This window comes from Shewanella sp. HL-SH2 (assembly GCF_051164935.1).
Lineage (GTDB): Bacteria > Pseudomonadota > Gammaproteobacteria > Enterobacterales > Shewanellaceae > Shewanella > Shewanella glacialimarina.
Genome location: NZ_CP195035.1, coordinates 4,278,011 through 4,293,366, shown reverse-complemented (window position 1 = coordinate 4,293,366; position 15,356 = coordinate 4,278,011). Strand labels below are relative to the sequence as shown.

Below are 15,356 nucleotides of genomic sequence, written 5' to 3'. Positions count from 1 at the left end.
TGACAGCACGACAATATGGAGCAATAAGATGACAAGGCAAAAAAGCGTAATACTGGGAGTTATTTCTGTTTTGGCCAGTATGCTATGGGTTTCAGGCTGCAACAGTAACGATAATAATGATGATGCTAGCTCAGTAGGCATGGATAAAAGTGTTAGTGCTCAAGTTGGTCCTAGACCGCTATTTTTAGTCGATCAAATGCAAGCCAGCGAGCTAAAAACGCAACTTACCCAGTGTGAGTCGGGGCCATTTTATCGCACGGACTTTTCGATTGGGCATCGTGGTGCATCAATGCAGTTTCCAGAGCACACTAAAGAAGCCTATCAAGCAGCGATTGATTCTGGTGCGGGTATTGTTGAATGTGACGTTACCTTTACCGCTGACAAAGAACTCGTATGTCGCCACTCACAGTGTGACTTAGCCACCACCACTAATATTTTGGCCATTCCAGCGCTTGCCAATAAATGTTCAGTGCCTTTCTCGCCTGCCGATGTTGCCAACGGTGTTAGCGCTACAGCTACGTGCTGTACCAGTGATATCAGCCTAGCTGAATTTAAAACCTTAAAAGGCAAGATGGATGGCTTTAATCCAAAAGCGACCACAGTTGCAGAGTTTATTGATGGTACACCAAATTGGCGCACAGACTTGTACGCAGGTAATGGCACCTTAATGACCCACGCTGAAAGTATTGCTTTGTTTAAAGCTGCCGGGGTAAAGATGACGCCAGAGCTTAAATCGGCCAGTGTGAGCATGCCCTATGATGGCTTTACTCAACAAGATTACGCCCAAAAAATGCTAGATGAATATGCGGCGGCTGGGGTTGATGCTTCGCAGGTGTTCCCACAGTCATTTAATTTAGATGATGTTAAATACTGGATAGCCAATGCGCCAGAGTTTGCTGATCAAGCTGTGTATTTAGATGATCGTTATGATTTTAGCAGTGGTTTTGATCCCCAAAATAGCGCCACCTGGTCACCGAGCATGGAGACTTTGGCGGCAGATGGTGTGAAGATTATTGCACCGCCATTATGGGTGTTAGTCACTTTAGATGAGAATAAGGCGATAGTCCCTTCTGAATATGCCAAAGCAGCGACTGCAGCAGGTCTTAAAATAATTGCCTGGTCACTTGAGCGTTCAGGGCCCCTTAGCCAAGGCGCTGGAGGTTGGTATTATCAAAGCATTGCCGATGCGATTGATAATGAAGGTGACACCTTTGAGCTGTTAGATGTGTTAGCAAAAGATGTTGGGGTAATAGGCGTATTTTCAGACTGGCCCGCTACGGTAACTTACTATGCTAACTGTATGGATAAGTAAGCTATAGCGAGCTTTGTAGACTGAGTCGCTTTGCCTATTTGTTGATTTTACTATTAGTGCCTGATTATTTAATTGATTGGTATGTAGTAGGTAGTGCGCGAGTAGGTTGGCTGATTTAACATAGTAAAAAGCGGGATAATCATCCCGCTTTTTTATGGCTATTTATTCGCTTTATAGCAAAGTTGCAGCGTTAATCAATTTCCCCTTTTAATTGGCATCTAGCATCAAAGTACCTGGCGGGCTTATTTATATTTCTGTTTTACGGTTTCAATCAAAGCTTGCCACTGCGGATACTCTTCGAAACTTTTTTGTAAGTCTCCCCATGGCGACAAAGTGTCATTAATATCGACCTGTTGATCTTGCTTAGTGGCTAAATAAAGATAATAAAACGCCGAGGCACGATAATTGGCAGCACAGTGCACCACCACAGGTTGATCATTATTGGCCTTCATTAATGCAAAAAATTGCTCAACATTTTCAAGTGTCGGTTGTTGCCAATCAACGCTGATATTGTGGTAACCCATACCCAAACCAGTCACTATTTGTTGTTCATTTTTAAGCGCATTGGGGTTGTTATCGGGGATTAAGTTTATGACGGTTTTAACGCCAGCTTGTTGCAATAATGCAAATTGCTCCGGCGTAGGTAAACCTGCGGTAATAACTTGATTTTGGTTAAACTTAACCGCTTTAATCTGCTGTAATTTTCGGGTATCTAAGTTGTCGTTGTTGGCCATAGTATGTGTGCTTATAAAAAGAAGTGATGCCACGAGATGGATGATGATGTGTAATAATTTCATTTGTTATCCTGCTTTGGCTTTTATTTAACCTTCAATAATGCGCTTGATGTTATCTAGACTCGTGTCTGCATCCTGATAATCAAGCTTTATAGGGTAAAACTGCTGTTGATATTGCAACACTAATGACGGAAATCCTTGAATAGGCAGTTGCCTTGCTTGAGTTATTTCGGCCATTAACTGTTGCTCCACTTCCTCACTATGCATCTGTTGCTCAAAATGGTTTTTATCCATGCCTATGCTGACCGCCAGCTCAGATAACACAGCAATATCAGACGGGTTTTTTGCCCGTAAATAATAGGCTTGTTGAATGGCATTAATCATTTGCGCTTCTAAGCCTGATGCTCTTGCCACCAAAGCTGCGCGGCAACTTGGGTAGGTTGAGCGTCTTGGCTGGCACACAGTCCAAAAATCGTGATTAAACTCAGTGCCGAGTTGCTGGTGTATGTTATGCCATGTTTGCTGCAAAAATTGCTGCATCTCTACTGGCATAGGCGCACTGCTGTCGGGCGCTAAACCACCGACTGTTAATTCAATGGCTAGCTTATCGGTAAACATTGCTAACTGATTTTGTATTTTTATCCACGTTGGTTGGTAGCCCCAGCACCAGCTGCACATAGGGTCGTAAACATAATATAGAATCGCTTTATTCATGGTTATTTTGCTAATCATCTGACACTTATCCACATAATGACATAGTTTACGCATCTTTTAAGTATTGTTTAAATAGTGCTGAAAGGAGGTCGGAAATTAGCTATTTTTCAAAGCACTAAATAAATAATGTAAAGCTTGAGAAGCCCTTAACAGTCGTTATAATAATGATCTTGATCACAAAAGGAGAGACGTATGTTCGTAATGGGCTTGTCCAACGATGTCACTGATTCAATTGACGCAACCATTCAAAAAGGCGCATTTCGTGCTGAGGGTACGCTATGGATTGAGGAAGAGTACTTACATTTTGAACCTTTTAATCAAGACCTCGCTTACGGTCCTTATGCAATAGAGTTGGATAATATTAAGTCGGTAACCACTTGCTGGAGCCGCGGTACAGGAGTGATTCCTGTGGATGCTGACTCTATTCAAGTGATTACTTTAGATAGTCAAAAGTTTCGTTTTATTCTGAATTCACCTAAAGAGTGGACTGAAAAGATTTTATCTTTACTAACGCCTAAATTATCACTTAAATCATCGACTAAACCTTCGTCTAAATCATTAGCGAAAAACGCTTAATATGAGCCGTGAAAAGTTGAGTTTAACGCCAATAACCGAGGCTGATTTAGCCACGCTGTTTGCTTTTGAAAGTGACCCTATAGCCAGCCAAATGGCACACTTTCCTGCACGAGATAAAGCCGACTTTTATTTACATTGGCAACAAAAAGTCATTAGTTCACCTGACGCGATAGCGCAAGGGATTTGGCTACAAGGCCGGCTTATAGGCAGCATGCTCAGTTGGTACAACCCAAAAGATAGCCTCATTCAAAATGGACGTTTAATAGGTTACTGGATCGACCGTGAATACTGGGGACAAGGCATAGCCACCCAAGCTTTAGCGCTGTTTTTACCTTTACTGCCCAAAGCGCCATTATTTGCCTATATAGCCGCGCATAATATTGGCTCATTAAAGGTGATTAAGCGATATGGTTTTATGCCTGTGGCGTTGACGGCAGAACAAACCAGAGACTTGCCAGAAGGATTAGGTTTATATAAAAAAGCCGACTAATAAATCCATTAATAAAAGTCATTCATAGTGATGGATTAGGTGCCTTTTATCTCGCTAATGGCTAAAGGGCATTTATGATTTAACCCGCTAGTGCTAAAATCTTGCCTTCATTTTGGGAGAACCACATGTCTTTTGGCGCGCTAGCATTACATCCGCAATTATTATCACGTTTAAGTGCGCTTAATTTTATCCAGCCTACGGCGATTCAAGCTGAGGCAATACCGGTTATTTTATCGGGTAAAGATGTCATGGCAGGCGCTCAAACTGGCACGGGTAAAACCGCAGCATTCTGCCTGCCGATCCTGCATCAATTACTCAGTCTGCAAGATAGTCAAATTGACACAGCTAGTTCAACCCCAGTTAGAAAGGTGAAAGCATTAGTGTTAACCCCAACCCGCGAATTAGCTCAACAAGTTCACCATAATTTAATTCAGTTAATGGCTGATACTGATCTCAAAGCTGCGCTACTTTACGGGGGAGTTAGCACCCAAGTTCAAGTGAGTGAGTTAACCGCAGGGGTTGATGTCATTGTTGCCACCCCAGGCCGCTTACTGGACTTATTACGTCGACGGGCAACCAGCTTATCTGCGGTTGATTACTTTGTCATTGATGAAGCCGACCGCATGTTAGACATGGGCTTTAGAGATGAAATCATCGAAGTATTAAAACGCTTACCTAAACAGCGGCAAACCTTGTTATTTTCCGCTACCTTAGATGACCGTATTTTTTCATTTAGTAAGCGGTTACTTACCCAGGCTAAAGTGATTGAAACCCACGCCCGCAATCAAACCGCAGTCACGGTTACCGAGCGGGTTTATAATGTCGATGCACACAAAAAATGTGATTTACTGTGTAAGCTTATAACCGTTGAAAAATGGCAACAAGTATTGATTTTTAGCCGTACCAAGCAAGATGCCGATGTGTTGGTAAAACAAATGAGCCAACGCGGGGTAAAAGTGGCGGCTTTGCATGCTGACTTATCGCAATTAATACGTGAGCAAGTACTTACTGACTTTAAAGCTGGCGAATTAACCGCGCTAGTTGCCACCGATGTTGCCGCACGTGGAATTGATATTGCTCAGTTGGATTATGTGGTGAATATGGAGTTGCCTTTTAAACTTGAAGACTATGTGCACCGCATTGGACGCACTGGCAGAGCAGGCCAAGCTGGTTATGCCATTACCTTATTAAGTGTCGACGATGAACCGTTTTTAATAAAACTAGAAGCTTATTTAGATAAGCGTTTGCCACAACAATGGTACCCAGGTTTTGAGCCCGATTTAACCAAAGTTGCCCCCGTAACCCGTAAAACCAAGAAAGGCTCGTTAAAGCAGCAAGCTAGGCAAAAAGCATTGGCGCAATCAAAACGTTAGAATGGTGTTTCAAAAGGCTGTAGATGTTAATCAGGTAAACTAGGTATAAGCGCTTCTGTGATGCGCAGCAACTACCTATTATACTTAAGACACCATGAATTAAGAACATAGCTATTTTTTTCTGGAAAAACTAAACCTGCTGTCGATGGTTCCTGCCGCGATTGTAGGTGGAGTTATTCTTGTGGCAAAGCTTGAGCGGATCGTCATTTCGCTTATATTACATTAATAAATAAGCTATCTTGTAATATACAGGATGCAGAACATGCCGAGCTGTTAATTTATTTAATGTTAGTAAATAGCCCCAAGGAACCATTTATGCTGATTGAACATGACATTGCAGACGTATGTGTTGGGATGTATGTGGTCGAAATCACTGAACCTAAAGATACGTTTTCGTTAGCTAAGCCTGGGGTGCTTAAAAGTGAGCGTGTTATCGAAGCATTAAAGCGCAAATCTGTCACTAAGCTGTTAATTGATACCAGTAAAACAGAGACAATTGAAATTGTTAAAAACGTACCAATACCTCCAAAGATAACAGCGACTAAGCCTGTTACAACTAACTTTTTTAATCACGAATTAGCCAAAGCTCGCCAAGTTTTTGATGAATCTAAAAATATCCAAAAAAAGTTATTCCATAATGCACAACATGGTTTGCCGTTAGACATGGACCCGGTTCAAAAAATTACTTCCGAATCGACAGATTTAATTTTCAATAACCCAAATGCGCTTTCGTGTGTACTTAATATTCGCAATAAAGATGAATATTTGCTTGAGCACTCAGTGTCAGTATCGGTATTGATGACTATGTTTGCCGTGTATAAAAAAATCGATAAAGAGATTGTTAACCAACTCGCTATCGGTGCTTTTTTACATGATGTCGGTAAAATTATGATCCCCGATCGTATTCTGAATAAACCCGATAAATTAACCGATGAAGAGTTTCATATTATGAAAACTCACGCCAATTACTCGATTGAAATCATGAAAAATACCCCAGGAATCAGTCAGCTTAGTCTCGAGGTTGCAAGCTTACACCATGAAAAAATCAATGGGTTAGGTTATCCATTTGGCGTCGCGGCAGAAAAAATTACCCTTTACGGAAGAATGATCAGCATTTGCGATATTTTCGATGCGCTTACTTCACACCGCTGCTATAAGCAAGGCTATGCCCAAGTAAAAGCCTTTAGTATTTTACGAGTATTAGCTGAAAAAAATGAATTAGATAAAGACTTAGTTGATGAATTTATTCGTTGTATGGGGGTTTACCCTGTTGGCTCAGTGGTGCTTCTCGAGTCAAATAGGCTAGCTATTGTCGAAGGCCATAACCCGAAAGACCCTATTCGCCCTCTTGTGAAACCGTTTTATCATTTAAAACCCAATCACTTTGAAACAGGACAAAAGATTGATTTGGCTACAGTCACTGACGACTTAATTGTTAAATGTGTCCGTGCAGATGATTTTAATCTCAATATGGAACAAATTATTGAGTATTTAGCTCATGAGGGCTAGCGTGTAAAATAGTGCCAATTTAACTTTAATCTAAGTGAGTTCAACGTTTGATTTGTCACATAGCTAACCGCTTTCATTTACCTCCCAGTTTTTAGATAATATCCCATGCAGTTTCTATACTTGAATTATAACAAAGGTTACCGTCACTGAAGTGAAAAGGCGTTACGTTAAAAAGGGCTTGATTACAGCTTTAAAGTGTTGTAATTCTGACGTTTACCAATCGTAGTCTTAAGTTTGAAATGATGAATACGTCTCAATATTTGCAATCATAATACTGGCTTAATCGGCCAATTAGCCTTTGTATCTTGATTGCTGAATTAGGGCTGTTTCTGTTATCATCACTGATCCGATATTCTACGCCCGCTAATGTTGCAGATTAACCTCAACGATTAATGGATTGTGCTTAGAATACGCGCTTTAAATATGTGATATCTATCGACAGCTTTTCGCCTACAGGTAACCTTTATGATTAACCACTTCACTGTACTGGGTGTTAAAGCCAGTGCCAAAGAAGATGAAATAAAAAAAGCCTATAAACGTTTATCCAACAAGTATCACCCAGATAAACTACTCTTAGCCTCAGATGAAGAACGGCAGCAAGCAGAAGTGCAACTGCAAAGAGTCAAGAAAGCTTATGACGTGCTAAGTGATAAAAAACTCAGAAACGCATTCATCAAAGACTTTAATAACGTGATAGTGACAGATCCTACCGCCGCAATGCGCGAGCTGTGGGACCAATTTTACCCTTGAGTATCCCATGGCCAAATCATTAAATATTGCTCGTATCCATGAGCTTAAAAACAATGCCTATGACAATATCGAGTCATATAACGACCCCGATACCCCAAAGGCATTAGAAAATTTTTCTCGTCAGATAAAAGAAATTTTACTGGCTGATATCAGCATGCTGTCTTCAGTACCAGAATACTTACCCGTTGCCTTATTTGGTCAGGTTAAGTTTGCCCCTGACGCCTTACTGAAATGGGCGCACTGGATTGATAATGCTATTCAACCAGAGTGGGACGAGTTTAAGGTGAGTATCGCTTTTAATAATGGCGATATCCCTTTAGTGCAAGCGGTACGCGCCCAAGGCGAGGCGTTACTGATTGAAAGTTGCGCGGTATTGTATTTACTTAATCAAGAAGCCAATGGCTCGAAGAAAAAAGCCAAGCCAGCACATGAAGATGACGATGAAGAATACGGTCAATCTAATAGCGACTATGATGATGACGATAATGATAGCGACGAAGAAGGCTATTACGATCAATACGATGATGAGGACAGATAATGACCACCAGTTTGATTGAAATTACCGCTCAAGAAATAAAGCAACTTGCGGACGTTGAACCACAGCAAGCCAGCAAGCGTTTTGAGATCATCGCTAATACCATGACAGACGCCCAACTTGTGGACGTTATTGAGCTGATGGATATCGTTACCTTGACGCAAATCAACAGCCATCATGACATTTCTTGTCCGTCAATCATGTCTGAGTTGATGAGCCCAGAGCAAATTCGTGACATCGTTTGTCAGCAGCCCTTATATTGGGAAGAGCAAATAAAGACCAATGCCGATGAGCTGCTTGCTCACACCTTTGAGTTTTTAACGTATTTAATCCGCATTCAAGGCAGTGAAGAAAAACAAGCCGCTATTTTGGAATGTATTGCCGATGATCCTGCTGGTCTGTTTTATTTATCGATTCCTTTTATTGAGCTTATTCTTGCGCCCAGTGAAGTAGAGGAAGGCTCACCTGAACGTGATCATTATGACGATGAAGACGACGGTACTACGGTTGGTTATGACAATTGGCATGCCAATGAAGAGTCGCACAGCCTTAGCATGGACGACCCACGCAGCTTAATGGCGCTTATTCAAGAGCTTACACCAGAGGTTGCCAAGTCGATTAAAAACTTACTGCGCAACGAAAGTTCTGGCTGGGAGCAAATCATCGCTAAGTTCGTCAATGAATTGGTTTTACAGGCGAAAGATAAAAACCAAGTGGCCGATGAATATGCGGAAGTCGACGATATGTTTAGCTTTTTAGATTAAGGATTCCAACTATGCAACTGGCATTACGGGACCCAAATCAAGGGCCATACCTGACAAAAGTGATAGCTTACGGTCAAAGCGAAAACAAACTAAGCCAAGATGAGCTCGAACAAATAAAGGCTAAGGCGATTTTAATGAGCCTTAAGCTGGCTGATAAGTTCTACAACAAGCATAAAGTGCACTTGTTAGAACATGCAGCACACGATGTTATTGGTGTGGTCAGCATAGGGCTTATTGCCTTAACAGGACAAGAACCTGCAGCATCTTTACCTTTGCTGCAAGGTCCTGATGGGGTACTTAAGTGCTTTCAAAAGGGCTGGAGCTTGCTCACCCACGCAAGCAGTTTGAACACCAACAAATCACTTTATGGTGATGTGAGCGAAAGCTTACTTGAAAATGTGTCTAGCCCGCCGGATATGGAAGAATGGTTGGGCTGGCAAAGTTATCAAAGTGCGTTAACCGAGCATCAACGTCAGCAAGGTATTAAAGCGCTATTGCAGGCGTTTTATGTTACCTCAGATCACGACCCTTTAGATTGTCTTAATCTTGAAGCTGTATTGGCAGAAGCGGTGATTTATCGTACCTTATTTGCTGATCGCGGCGTAAGACAAGATCTTAAAAAACGCTTAGGTAAAATTGAACTTGATGATGCTTGGTTTAATGGCGATTACTTGATGGCACAAACTGAAAATGCCATTGCTAAATTGCCTCAAGATTTGGCTGAGATAATCCGTCAAGATTTAAGCAAGCATTACATTCAAGGTTTACTGCGTACCTTAAGTTTTGCTAAAGGCTATCGCGAGTTGCAAATGCAAGGCGCAAGCCTGGAGAAGCTTGAGCGATTCGAGCAAAAAGAAGGCCTACACGGCTTACTGGGTTGGCCGCTATACTTAGATTTGTAGTGAGTTAGACTTATAGTGAGTTAGACTTATAGTGAGTTAGATTTATAGAAACAGCTAGATTTTAGACGCTGCTAGCGTAATGGCGCTTAAGGTCTTATTTAGTTCCAACTTAGTCCCAACAATAAACATAGCGACCTTGAGTCGCTATTTTTTTAGCTATTTTTTTAGCATTAGCCTGCTGTCTTTAAACTGCCACTTTTCTGTCATCTAATTTATGCTCAATTGTCATAAACCCCGCTTATCTTATGTCCGGAAACTAATCTTATAAAAAGAAAGTTTACTTGTTGCAGATGACAACGATCTCGAAAACACCTAGACATTCAAAGGACATATTATGAGCAAAGCGACATTTGATCCACGACGTTTTAATAACAGCGATAACACACCTTTTGCACAGGTGATGGAAAAACATTTATCTCGTCGTAACTTTGTTAAAAGAGGCCTAGGGATCAGTGCTATGACCGCATTCGCCGGCGTGGGATTAACCGCATGTGGCTCAGACGACAATACAGTAACACCCGATCCAGCACCGACTCCTACGCCTACACCGACTCCAACTCCGCCAACAAAAAGCTCTGCGGTATTAGGTTTTGATTCTATTGCTGGTTCAAAAACCGACGCAGTGGCGATTCCTGCCGGTTATTCAGCGTACGTGCTTGCGCCATGGGGAACTCCATTGAACGCCAAAGCCGCGGCCTGGAAAGCAGATGGAACCAATACCGGTGAAGACCAGGCTAATTCAGTGGGTATGCATCATGATGGTATGCATTTTTTCCCACTTAATGACTCAAATGATGATGGTTTATTATGTATTAACCATGAATATATTGATGAAGATGCGCTGCACCCAACAGGACCAACCTTTGATGCCAATGGCAAGCGAACCATAATTGATGAAATTCGCAAAGAAATTAATGCCCACGGTGTATCAGTTGTGCGCATTAAGCTCAATAACGGCATGTGGGAAGTGGTTAGCAATGATGCCCATAACCGTCGTTTTACCGGCGCAAGTGTGATGGACATTGCTGGTCCTATGGCTTATACCAGTTACTTAGAAACACGTTACTCACCTGATGGCAGTCAGGCCCGTGGCACATTAAATAACTGTGGTAATGGCAGCACACCTTGGGGCACTTATTTAACCTGTGAAGAAAATTGGCCAGGTTACTTTGTCAATAAAGGCACATTACCAGCAGACCAAACACGTATTGGTATTTCCAAATCAGGTACCCGTTATGGCTGGGATCACCTAGCCGGTGATGATGACGAACGACTTGATGAATTTGCGCGTTTTGACGTTACGCCGTCAGGTAATAGCGCGGGTCAAGATTACCGTAATGAAGCTAATGGCCACGGTTATATTGTTGAAATTGATCCGTATAATCCTAATTCACGCGCGGTTAAACGTACCGCCTTAGGTCGTTTCCGCCATGAAGGCTGTACTTTTGGTAAGTTAGAAGAAGGCAAACCAATTACGTTCTATTCAGGTCATGACTCTCGTTTTGAATACTTATATAAATTTGTCTCTGATGCCGTGTGGGTAGCAGCAGATGCGAATACCAGCAATCGTATTGCTATGGGTGATAAGTACATGAATGCGGGTACGCTTTATGTGGCTAAGTTTAGTGAAGACGGTGTGGGTGAGTGGTTGCCATTAACTTTAGATGCAGTAACAAAAGATGGCAGCACTTTAGCCAGCAGTTTCGATTCACAGGCTGCGATTATTTTAAACACCGCCGGTGCTGCTGATTTAGTGGGTGCAACTCCGATGGATCGTCCTGAATGGGCAACGGTTGATCCATTTACTGGCAGTGTTTATTTAACATTAACCAATAACACTAAGCGTACTGAAGCAAACACAGCTAACCCTCGCTTAAACAACAGTTTTGGTCATGTTATTCGTTGGGACGAAGGCGATAAAGCTACCGAGTTTAGCTGGGATATTTTTGTATTTGGTTCACCAACCGACGGTGATGCAGAGACTAACTTGTCAGGTTTGGACGACTTAAATCAATTTGCTAGCCCAGATGGTTTAGCGTTTGATGCCCGTGGTATTTTATGGGTGCAAACCGATAACGGTGCCGATGAAGTGACCTCTTATACCAATGATCAAATGCTAGCGGTTGTGCCCTCTACTTTGGTTGATGCGGATGGTAAGCAGCAAGTGATTAGTGCTGAAACACAAGCGCAGTTAAAGCGTTTCTTTGTTGGCCCTAATGATTGTGAAGTGACCGGTTTTGCAATTACGCCAGATTATAAAACCGCGTTTGTTAACATTCAGCATCCAGGCAACTGGCCATACTCGAATAACGCGACTGAAGTTACTCCAGCGGGTACTCAGCTACGTCCCCGCGCGGCCACTGTGATGATCCGTAAAAACGATGGCGGCGAAATTGGCATTTAATCGGACTGATTTAATAGCTCCTACTTAGTCGCACCTATTTAACAGTGCAGCGTGTTAATAAAATGGCCCTAGACGCAAAGTCTAAGGGCCTTTTTTATTGTTAGCCGAAAGAAACATTTTGTCTATTGACCTTTAGAGATATCAACGTATTACCCCAAAACTCATCGACTCCAATCCCGTTGATGCAAGCCCGTGCTGGCTTAACTAGTGAGCCAGTGCATAACCACCTTTTAGGTGGGCGATATGTGAAAACCCTAGGCGCTGCATAGCTTGAGCTGCCACAAGAGATCGACTTCCGCTACGGCAAACTAACACCCATTCACTGTCTTTATCATGCTGATGTTGTTGCATAAATTGCACTAAACGCGTTAATGGCACATTTTCACAAGCCTTTGACGTATGGTGTAATGCATATTCGTGGGGCTCGCGGATATCAATTAATTTAACCTTAGAGGAATGTAAGGCGATATCTAAACTGGCTGCTGAATACTCTATGATGGGTTTAAGTTTGCTGCAACTCGCTGTGGGTAAAGCACCGCAGAGTATTTCACTGCCGGTTTGATCATTAAGTTGGCTGTCGAGTGCTAACTTACGCGCCACAAATTCATCCACAGTGATGGTGTTTTGACTCACCTGTTGTAATAACGGATTGCGCAGGCACTCAGCGCTTAAGTGAGTGGCAAATTCATTTTGATAATCATGGCTTGCACAAATAAGGCTTTGTGGTGCTAAGACAGAGCTGAGTAATTGAATGCTGCCATACATGGATACTGCACTGCTACTGTCGAAATTAGTCCGCCCTAGGGTGCCCATTAAAATAGTGTCCCCACAAAAAGCAAATAAAGTGTTACTGGCTAATGTGTCTGAGCCGCTTAAAGGCTGGCACAGTAGCAAGCTTATACTGTCACCGGTATGCCCAGGCGTAGGCACTTTGACTAGCCATTTGTCAGCCAACTGAATGTATTCCAATTGGCGGCCATTCTCTGTCACTGATAAGGCAGTTTGGGGCCAACCTAGTCCGTCACACTGAATGTTTTGCGGATGTTTTTCCGCCAGCAATACCCGTCCTGAAACGTGGTCAGCGTGGCCGTGGGTATCAATAATGGCGATTAAATCTAACTGCTGACATTGCAGTAAGGTATCTAAACGCTCTGTTAACTCTGGCAGAGGGTCAATAATAAACGCTTTCTTTGACGCCGCTTCGATATAAACCCAGGTGCAGCTAGCGCCTGAGCGTAATTGTACTAAACCATTTAAAGGGGTTTTATCATCAATGTTAGCACTATCTAGCACCATGCAACTTTGGGTTAAGGCTTGGGCGGTACTGATAATACGCTGACAAGCTTGACTCACTTCAGCTTGTGTCATGGCAGGGCCAAAAGACAGTCTAATAGCCGACTCACTTTGCCAGGCTGGTAAGCCCATAGCATCTAACACAAAGCTACGGGTGACTTTAGATGAGCATGCAGAACCTGAACTAACGCGAATATTAGCGGCGTCAAATAAGTCCATTATTTCTTTGCTGCTAAAGCCTTTAATTGCAAAGTTCAGTGTCGTTGGCACGCTATTGTCAAAGCTGTGATTAAACACAATTTGCGGAAAAGCTTGCCTTAGGGTGTCGGCAAGTTGTTGGCGGTATGCATGTAAGGTTTGATGACTGGCAAAGCATGAGTCTGTTGCAACCAGTTGGTCAAAAATAACATTAATCGCCGCCATGCCTGGCAGGTTTTCGGTGCCTGAGCGCTGGCCGCTTTCTTGTCCACCACCGGCAATGACCGGCGTAAGTGGCGCATTTTCTCTGATATAAATAAACCCTATGCCTTTTGGCGCATACAATTTATGGCCACTAAAGGGAGCATAGTCGATAGTGGTTTGAGCCAGATTAAGCGATATTTTCCCCAGGGCTTGTACACAATCCACTAACCAAAAAATAGTGCTGCTGGCTTGGCGAATGGTATTTTCTAAGGCGCTTAGGTCTTGATATACCCCGGTTTCGTTATTCACCGCCATGGTACAAATCATTAATGATTTAGGCGCATACTGACTAATAAAGTCATGATCTAAGTTGCCATAACCATCAACCGGAATGGCGATGACCTTTGCATTGATACCAAGCAAGGCATTCCAATGTTTAAGCGACTCTGGCACGGCTTTATGTTCTGTTGCGCCATAGAGTAAATAGCAATCTTCGCCCCGTTGTTGAGTGGCTTTTAAGGCTTCTCTGGCACTGATTAATGCTGACAGAATAGCGGTTTGAATGCCTTCGGTTGCGCCGCTGGTGAAAATGATTTTGCCATTTTCAGAACCTAGTATTTGCTTCGCTTTGTTGCGGGTCTGTTCCATTAAATCTTTGGCGCGAAGGCCGGTGATGTGGCTTGAACTTGGGTTACCAAACAGCAGCTCCATGGCCGACAGTGCAGCTTGGGCGGCTTGAGGTAGCACAGGGGTTGTCGCATTGGCATCTAGGTATATTTGGCTCAGGTCGTGGTTATTATTCATTTAGATCAACTCTGCTTGGTATTATTAGGTCAAACTGCATATTTCTTTTTGTTATATCTAATTTCTTTTTGTTATATTAGCAGTTTGGTGATCAGTTACAAGCCTAAACTTATGGTGATTTATCTTTGAAGATTCTATTAATCAGCTTTGTTGAACGCTTACCTTTGATTACCTTGTTTAAAGTATTTTTCGAGCGCTTTCTTGAACCAAAACACCTTGCAACGTATGATGCGTTTTTTGTCAGCAGGCCCTAAGATGCGTCATTTAACCACTCGTTATCATCCTGAAACGCCGGCAGCATTTATTGATAATAATTCGTCCACTATGCTGACACGTTTGGCTGCCCGTGCCATTGTGCTTCGTGGCAACCATATTTTGATGTTGTACACCCAGCGTTATCATGACTATTCACTGCCGGGCGGCGGGGTCGATGCGGGTGAGGACATAGTGCAAGGGTTAGTGCGTGAGCTGCGGGAAGAAACCGGTGCTAATGTCACTGGTGACATCATTCCATTTGGTTTGTATCAAGAATACCGTCCATGGCGACGTGACGGTTTTGAATCGGTCAAGATGCTGTCTTACTGCTATGTATGTCAAATTGAAGATGAATTGGGTGACACCCAGTTTGAAGCACACGAGATCAGTAATGGTATGACCCCGGTGTGGATTGATATTGATACCGCGATTTCCCATAACCTGGAAACTATTGCTAGCAGTGACAAGAAAGGCTTATCGATAGAAAGAGAAACCTTTTTACTGCAGTTGATTAAAGCAGAGTTATTGAACTAAGCCGT

14 protein-coding genes are annotated in these 15,356 nt (G+C 42.7%); 11 read left to right on the top strand and 3 right to left on the bottom strand.

Annotated elements, in window-relative coordinates; all coding sequences use genetic code 11:
* Nucleotides 1–79: 79 nt before the first annotated feature.
* Nucleotides 80–1,312 (top strand): glycerophosphodiester phosphodiesterase family protein, encoded by a 1,233-nt coding sequence (locus ACRWP9_RS18895; protein WP_434929145.1) that lies wholly within the window; start codon nt 80–82, stop codon nt 1,310–1,312.
* Nucleotides 1,313–1,554: 242 nt separating this feature from the next.
* Here the strand turns inward: ACRWP9_RS18895 and ACRWP9_RS18890 are convergent, their stop codons facing one another.
* Both ACRWP9_RS18890 and ACRWP9_RS18885 read right to left on the bottom strand, forming a co-directional pair.
* Nucleotides 1,555–2,109, bottom strand: coding sequence for a protein tyrosine phosphatase family protein (locus ACRWP9_RS18890; protein WP_434927271.1), 555 nt, complete (start codon nt 2,107–2,109; stop codon nt 1,555–1,557).
* 24 nt (nt 2,110–2,133) lie between these two features.
* Nucleotides 2,134–2,778: a DsbA family protein gene (locus tag ACRWP9_RS18885; RefSeq protein WP_434927270.1), complete on the bottom strand. Its 645-nt coding sequence runs from the start codon at nt 2,776–2,778 to the stop codon at nt 2,134–2,136.
* A gap of 174 nt (nt 2,779–2,952) precedes the next feature.
* Here ACRWP9_RS18885 and ACRWP9_RS18880 point away from each other — a divergent pair, with 174 nt between their 5' ends.
* The 9 genes from ACRWP9_RS18880 (at nt 2,953) to ACRWP9_RS18840 (ending at nt 12,063) form a co-directional block, all read left to right on the top strand.
* Nucleotides 2,953–3,336, top strand: a complete 384-nt coding sequence (locus ACRWP9_RS18880) for a hypothetical protein (RefSeq protein WP_434927269.1) — start codon at nt 2,953–2,955, stop codon at nt 3,334–3,336.
* A gap of 1 nt (nt 3,337) precedes the next feature.
* Nucleotides 3,338–3,826 (top strand): GNAT family N-acetyltransferase, encoded by a 489-nt coding sequence (locus tag ACRWP9_RS18875; RefSeq protein ID WP_434927268.1) that lies wholly within the window; start codon nt 3,338–3,340, stop codon nt 3,824–3,826.
* 125 nt (nt 3,827–3,951) lie between these two features.
* Nucleotides 3,952–5,199: a DEAD/DEAH box helicase gene (locus ACRWP9_RS18870; protein WP_434927267.1), complete on the top strand. Its 1,248-nt coding sequence runs from the start codon at nt 3,952–3,954 to the stop codon at nt 5,197–5,199.
* 315 nt (nt 5,200–5,514) lie between these two features.
* Nucleotides 5,515–6,708, top strand: coding sequence for an HD-GYP domain-containing protein (locus tag ACRWP9_RS18865; protein WP_434927266.1), 1,194 nt, complete (start codon nt 5,515–5,517; stop codon nt 6,706–6,708).
* A gap of 465 nt (nt 6,709–7,173) precedes the next feature.
* A complete protein-coding gene (gene atcJ, locus ACRWP9_RS18860; RefSeq protein ID WP_434927265.1) occupies nt 7,174–7,458 on the top strand; it encodes a cold adaptation protein ActJcold adaptation protein ActJ in 285 nt (94 codons plus the stop codon).
* A 7-nt stretch (nt 7,459–7,465) separates the two neighbouring features.
* On the top strand, nt 7,466–7,996 hold the full coding sequence (gene atcA, locus ACRWP9_RS18855) for a cold adaptation protein AtcA (protein WP_434927264.1): 531 nt from the start codon (nt 7,466–7,468) through the stop codon (nt 7,994–7,996).
* A complete protein-coding gene (gene atcB, locus ACRWP9_RS18850) occupies nt 7,996–8,757 on the top strand; it encodes a cold adaptation protein AtcB (protein ID WP_434927263.1) in 762 nt (253 codons plus the stop codon). The genes atcA and atcB overlap by 1 nt, the downstream gene beginning before the upstream one ends.
* Nucleotides 8,758–8,768: 11 nt before the next feature.
* Nucleotides 8,769–9,659, top strand: a complete 891-nt coding sequence (gene atcC / locus ACRWP9_RS18845; RefSeq protein WP_434927262.1) for a cold adaptation protein AtcC — start codon at nt 8,769–8,771, stop codon at nt 9,657–9,659.
* 334 nt (nt 9,660–9,993) lie between these two features.
* Nucleotides 9,994–12,063: a PhoX family protein gene (locus ACRWP9_RS18840; RefSeq protein WP_434927261.1), complete on the top strand. Its 2,070-nt coding sequence runs from the start codon at nt 9,994–9,996 to the stop codon at nt 12,061–12,063.
* 204 nt (nt 12,064–12,267) lie between these two features.
* Here ACRWP9_RS18840 and ACRWP9_RS18835 read toward each other — a convergent pair whose 3' ends face one another.
* A complete protein-coding gene (locus ACRWP9_RS18835; protein WP_434927260.1) occupies nt 12,268–14,562 on the bottom strand; it encodes an aminotransferase class V-fold PLP-dependent enzyme in 2,295 nt (764 codons plus the stop codon).
* Nucleotides 14,563–14,817: 255 nt separating this feature from the next.
* On the opposite strand from ACRWP9_RS18835, the gene ACRWP9_RS18830 reads away from it, so the two are divergent.
* A complete protein-coding gene (locus ACRWP9_RS18830) occupies nt 14,818–15,351 on the top strand; it encodes an NUDIX hydrolase (RefSeq protein WP_434929144.1) in 534 nt (177 codons plus the stop codon).
* Nucleotides 15,352–15,356 lie beyond the last annotated feature (5 nt).

Excerpts from the sequence above, each read along its gene's own strand:
- ACRWP9_RS18875 (WP_434927268.1), top strand. The coding sequence starts at position 3,338 with ATGAGCCGTGAAAAGTTGAGTTTAACGCCAATAACCGAGGCTGATTTA.
- ACRWP9_RS18880 (WP_434927269.1), top strand. The coding sequence starts at position 2,953 with ATGTTCGTAATGGGCTTGTCCAACGATGTCACTGATTCAATTGACGCA.
- ACRWP9_RS18870 (WP_434927267.1), top strand. The coding sequence starts at position 3,952 with ATGTCTTTTGGCGCGCTAGCATTACATCCGCAATTATTATCACGTTTA.
- ACRWP9_RS18840 (WP_434927261.1), top strand. The coding sequence starts at position 9,994 with ATGAGCAAAGCGACATTTGATCCACGACGTTTTAATAACAGCGATAAC.
- ACRWP9_RS18885 (WP_434927270.1), bottom strand. The coding sequence starts at position 2,778 with ATGATTAGCAAAATAACCATGAATAAAGCGATTCTATATTATGTTTAC.
- atcB (WP_434927263.1), top strand. The coding sequence starts at position 7,996 with ATGACCACCAGTTTGATTGAAATTACCGCTCAAGAAATAAAGCAACTT.
- ACRWP9_RS18890 (WP_434927271.1), bottom strand. The coding sequence starts at position 2,109 with ATGAAATTATTACACATCATCATCCATCTCGTGGCATCACTTCTTTTT.
- atcJ (WP_434927265.1), top strand. The coding sequence starts at position 7,174 with ATGATTAACCACTTCACTGTACTGGGTGTTAAAGCCAGTGCCAAAGAA.
- atcA (WP_434927264.1), top strand. The coding sequence starts at position 7,466 with ATGGCCAAATCATTAAATATTGCTCGTATCCATGAGCTTAAAAACAAT.
- ACRWP9_RS18895 (WP_434929145.1), top strand. The coding sequence starts at position 80 with ATGCTATGGGTTTCAGGCTGCAACAGTAACGATAATAATGATGATGCT.
- atcC (WP_434927262.1), top strand. The coding sequence starts at position 8,769 with ATGCAACTGGCATTACGGGACCCAAATCAAGGGCCATACCTGACAAAA.
- ACRWP9_RS18865 (WP_434927266.1), top strand. The coding sequence starts at position 5,515 with ATGCTGATTGAACATGACATTGCAGACGTATGTGTTGGGATGTATGTG.
- ACRWP9_RS18835 (WP_434927260.1), bottom strand. The coding sequence starts at position 14,562 with ATGAATAATAACCACGACCTGAGCCAAATATACCTAGATGCCAATGCG.
- ACRWP9_RS18830 (WP_434929144.1), top strand. The coding sequence starts at position 14,818 with ATGCGTCATTTAACCACTCGTTATCATCCTGAAACGCCGGCAGCATTT.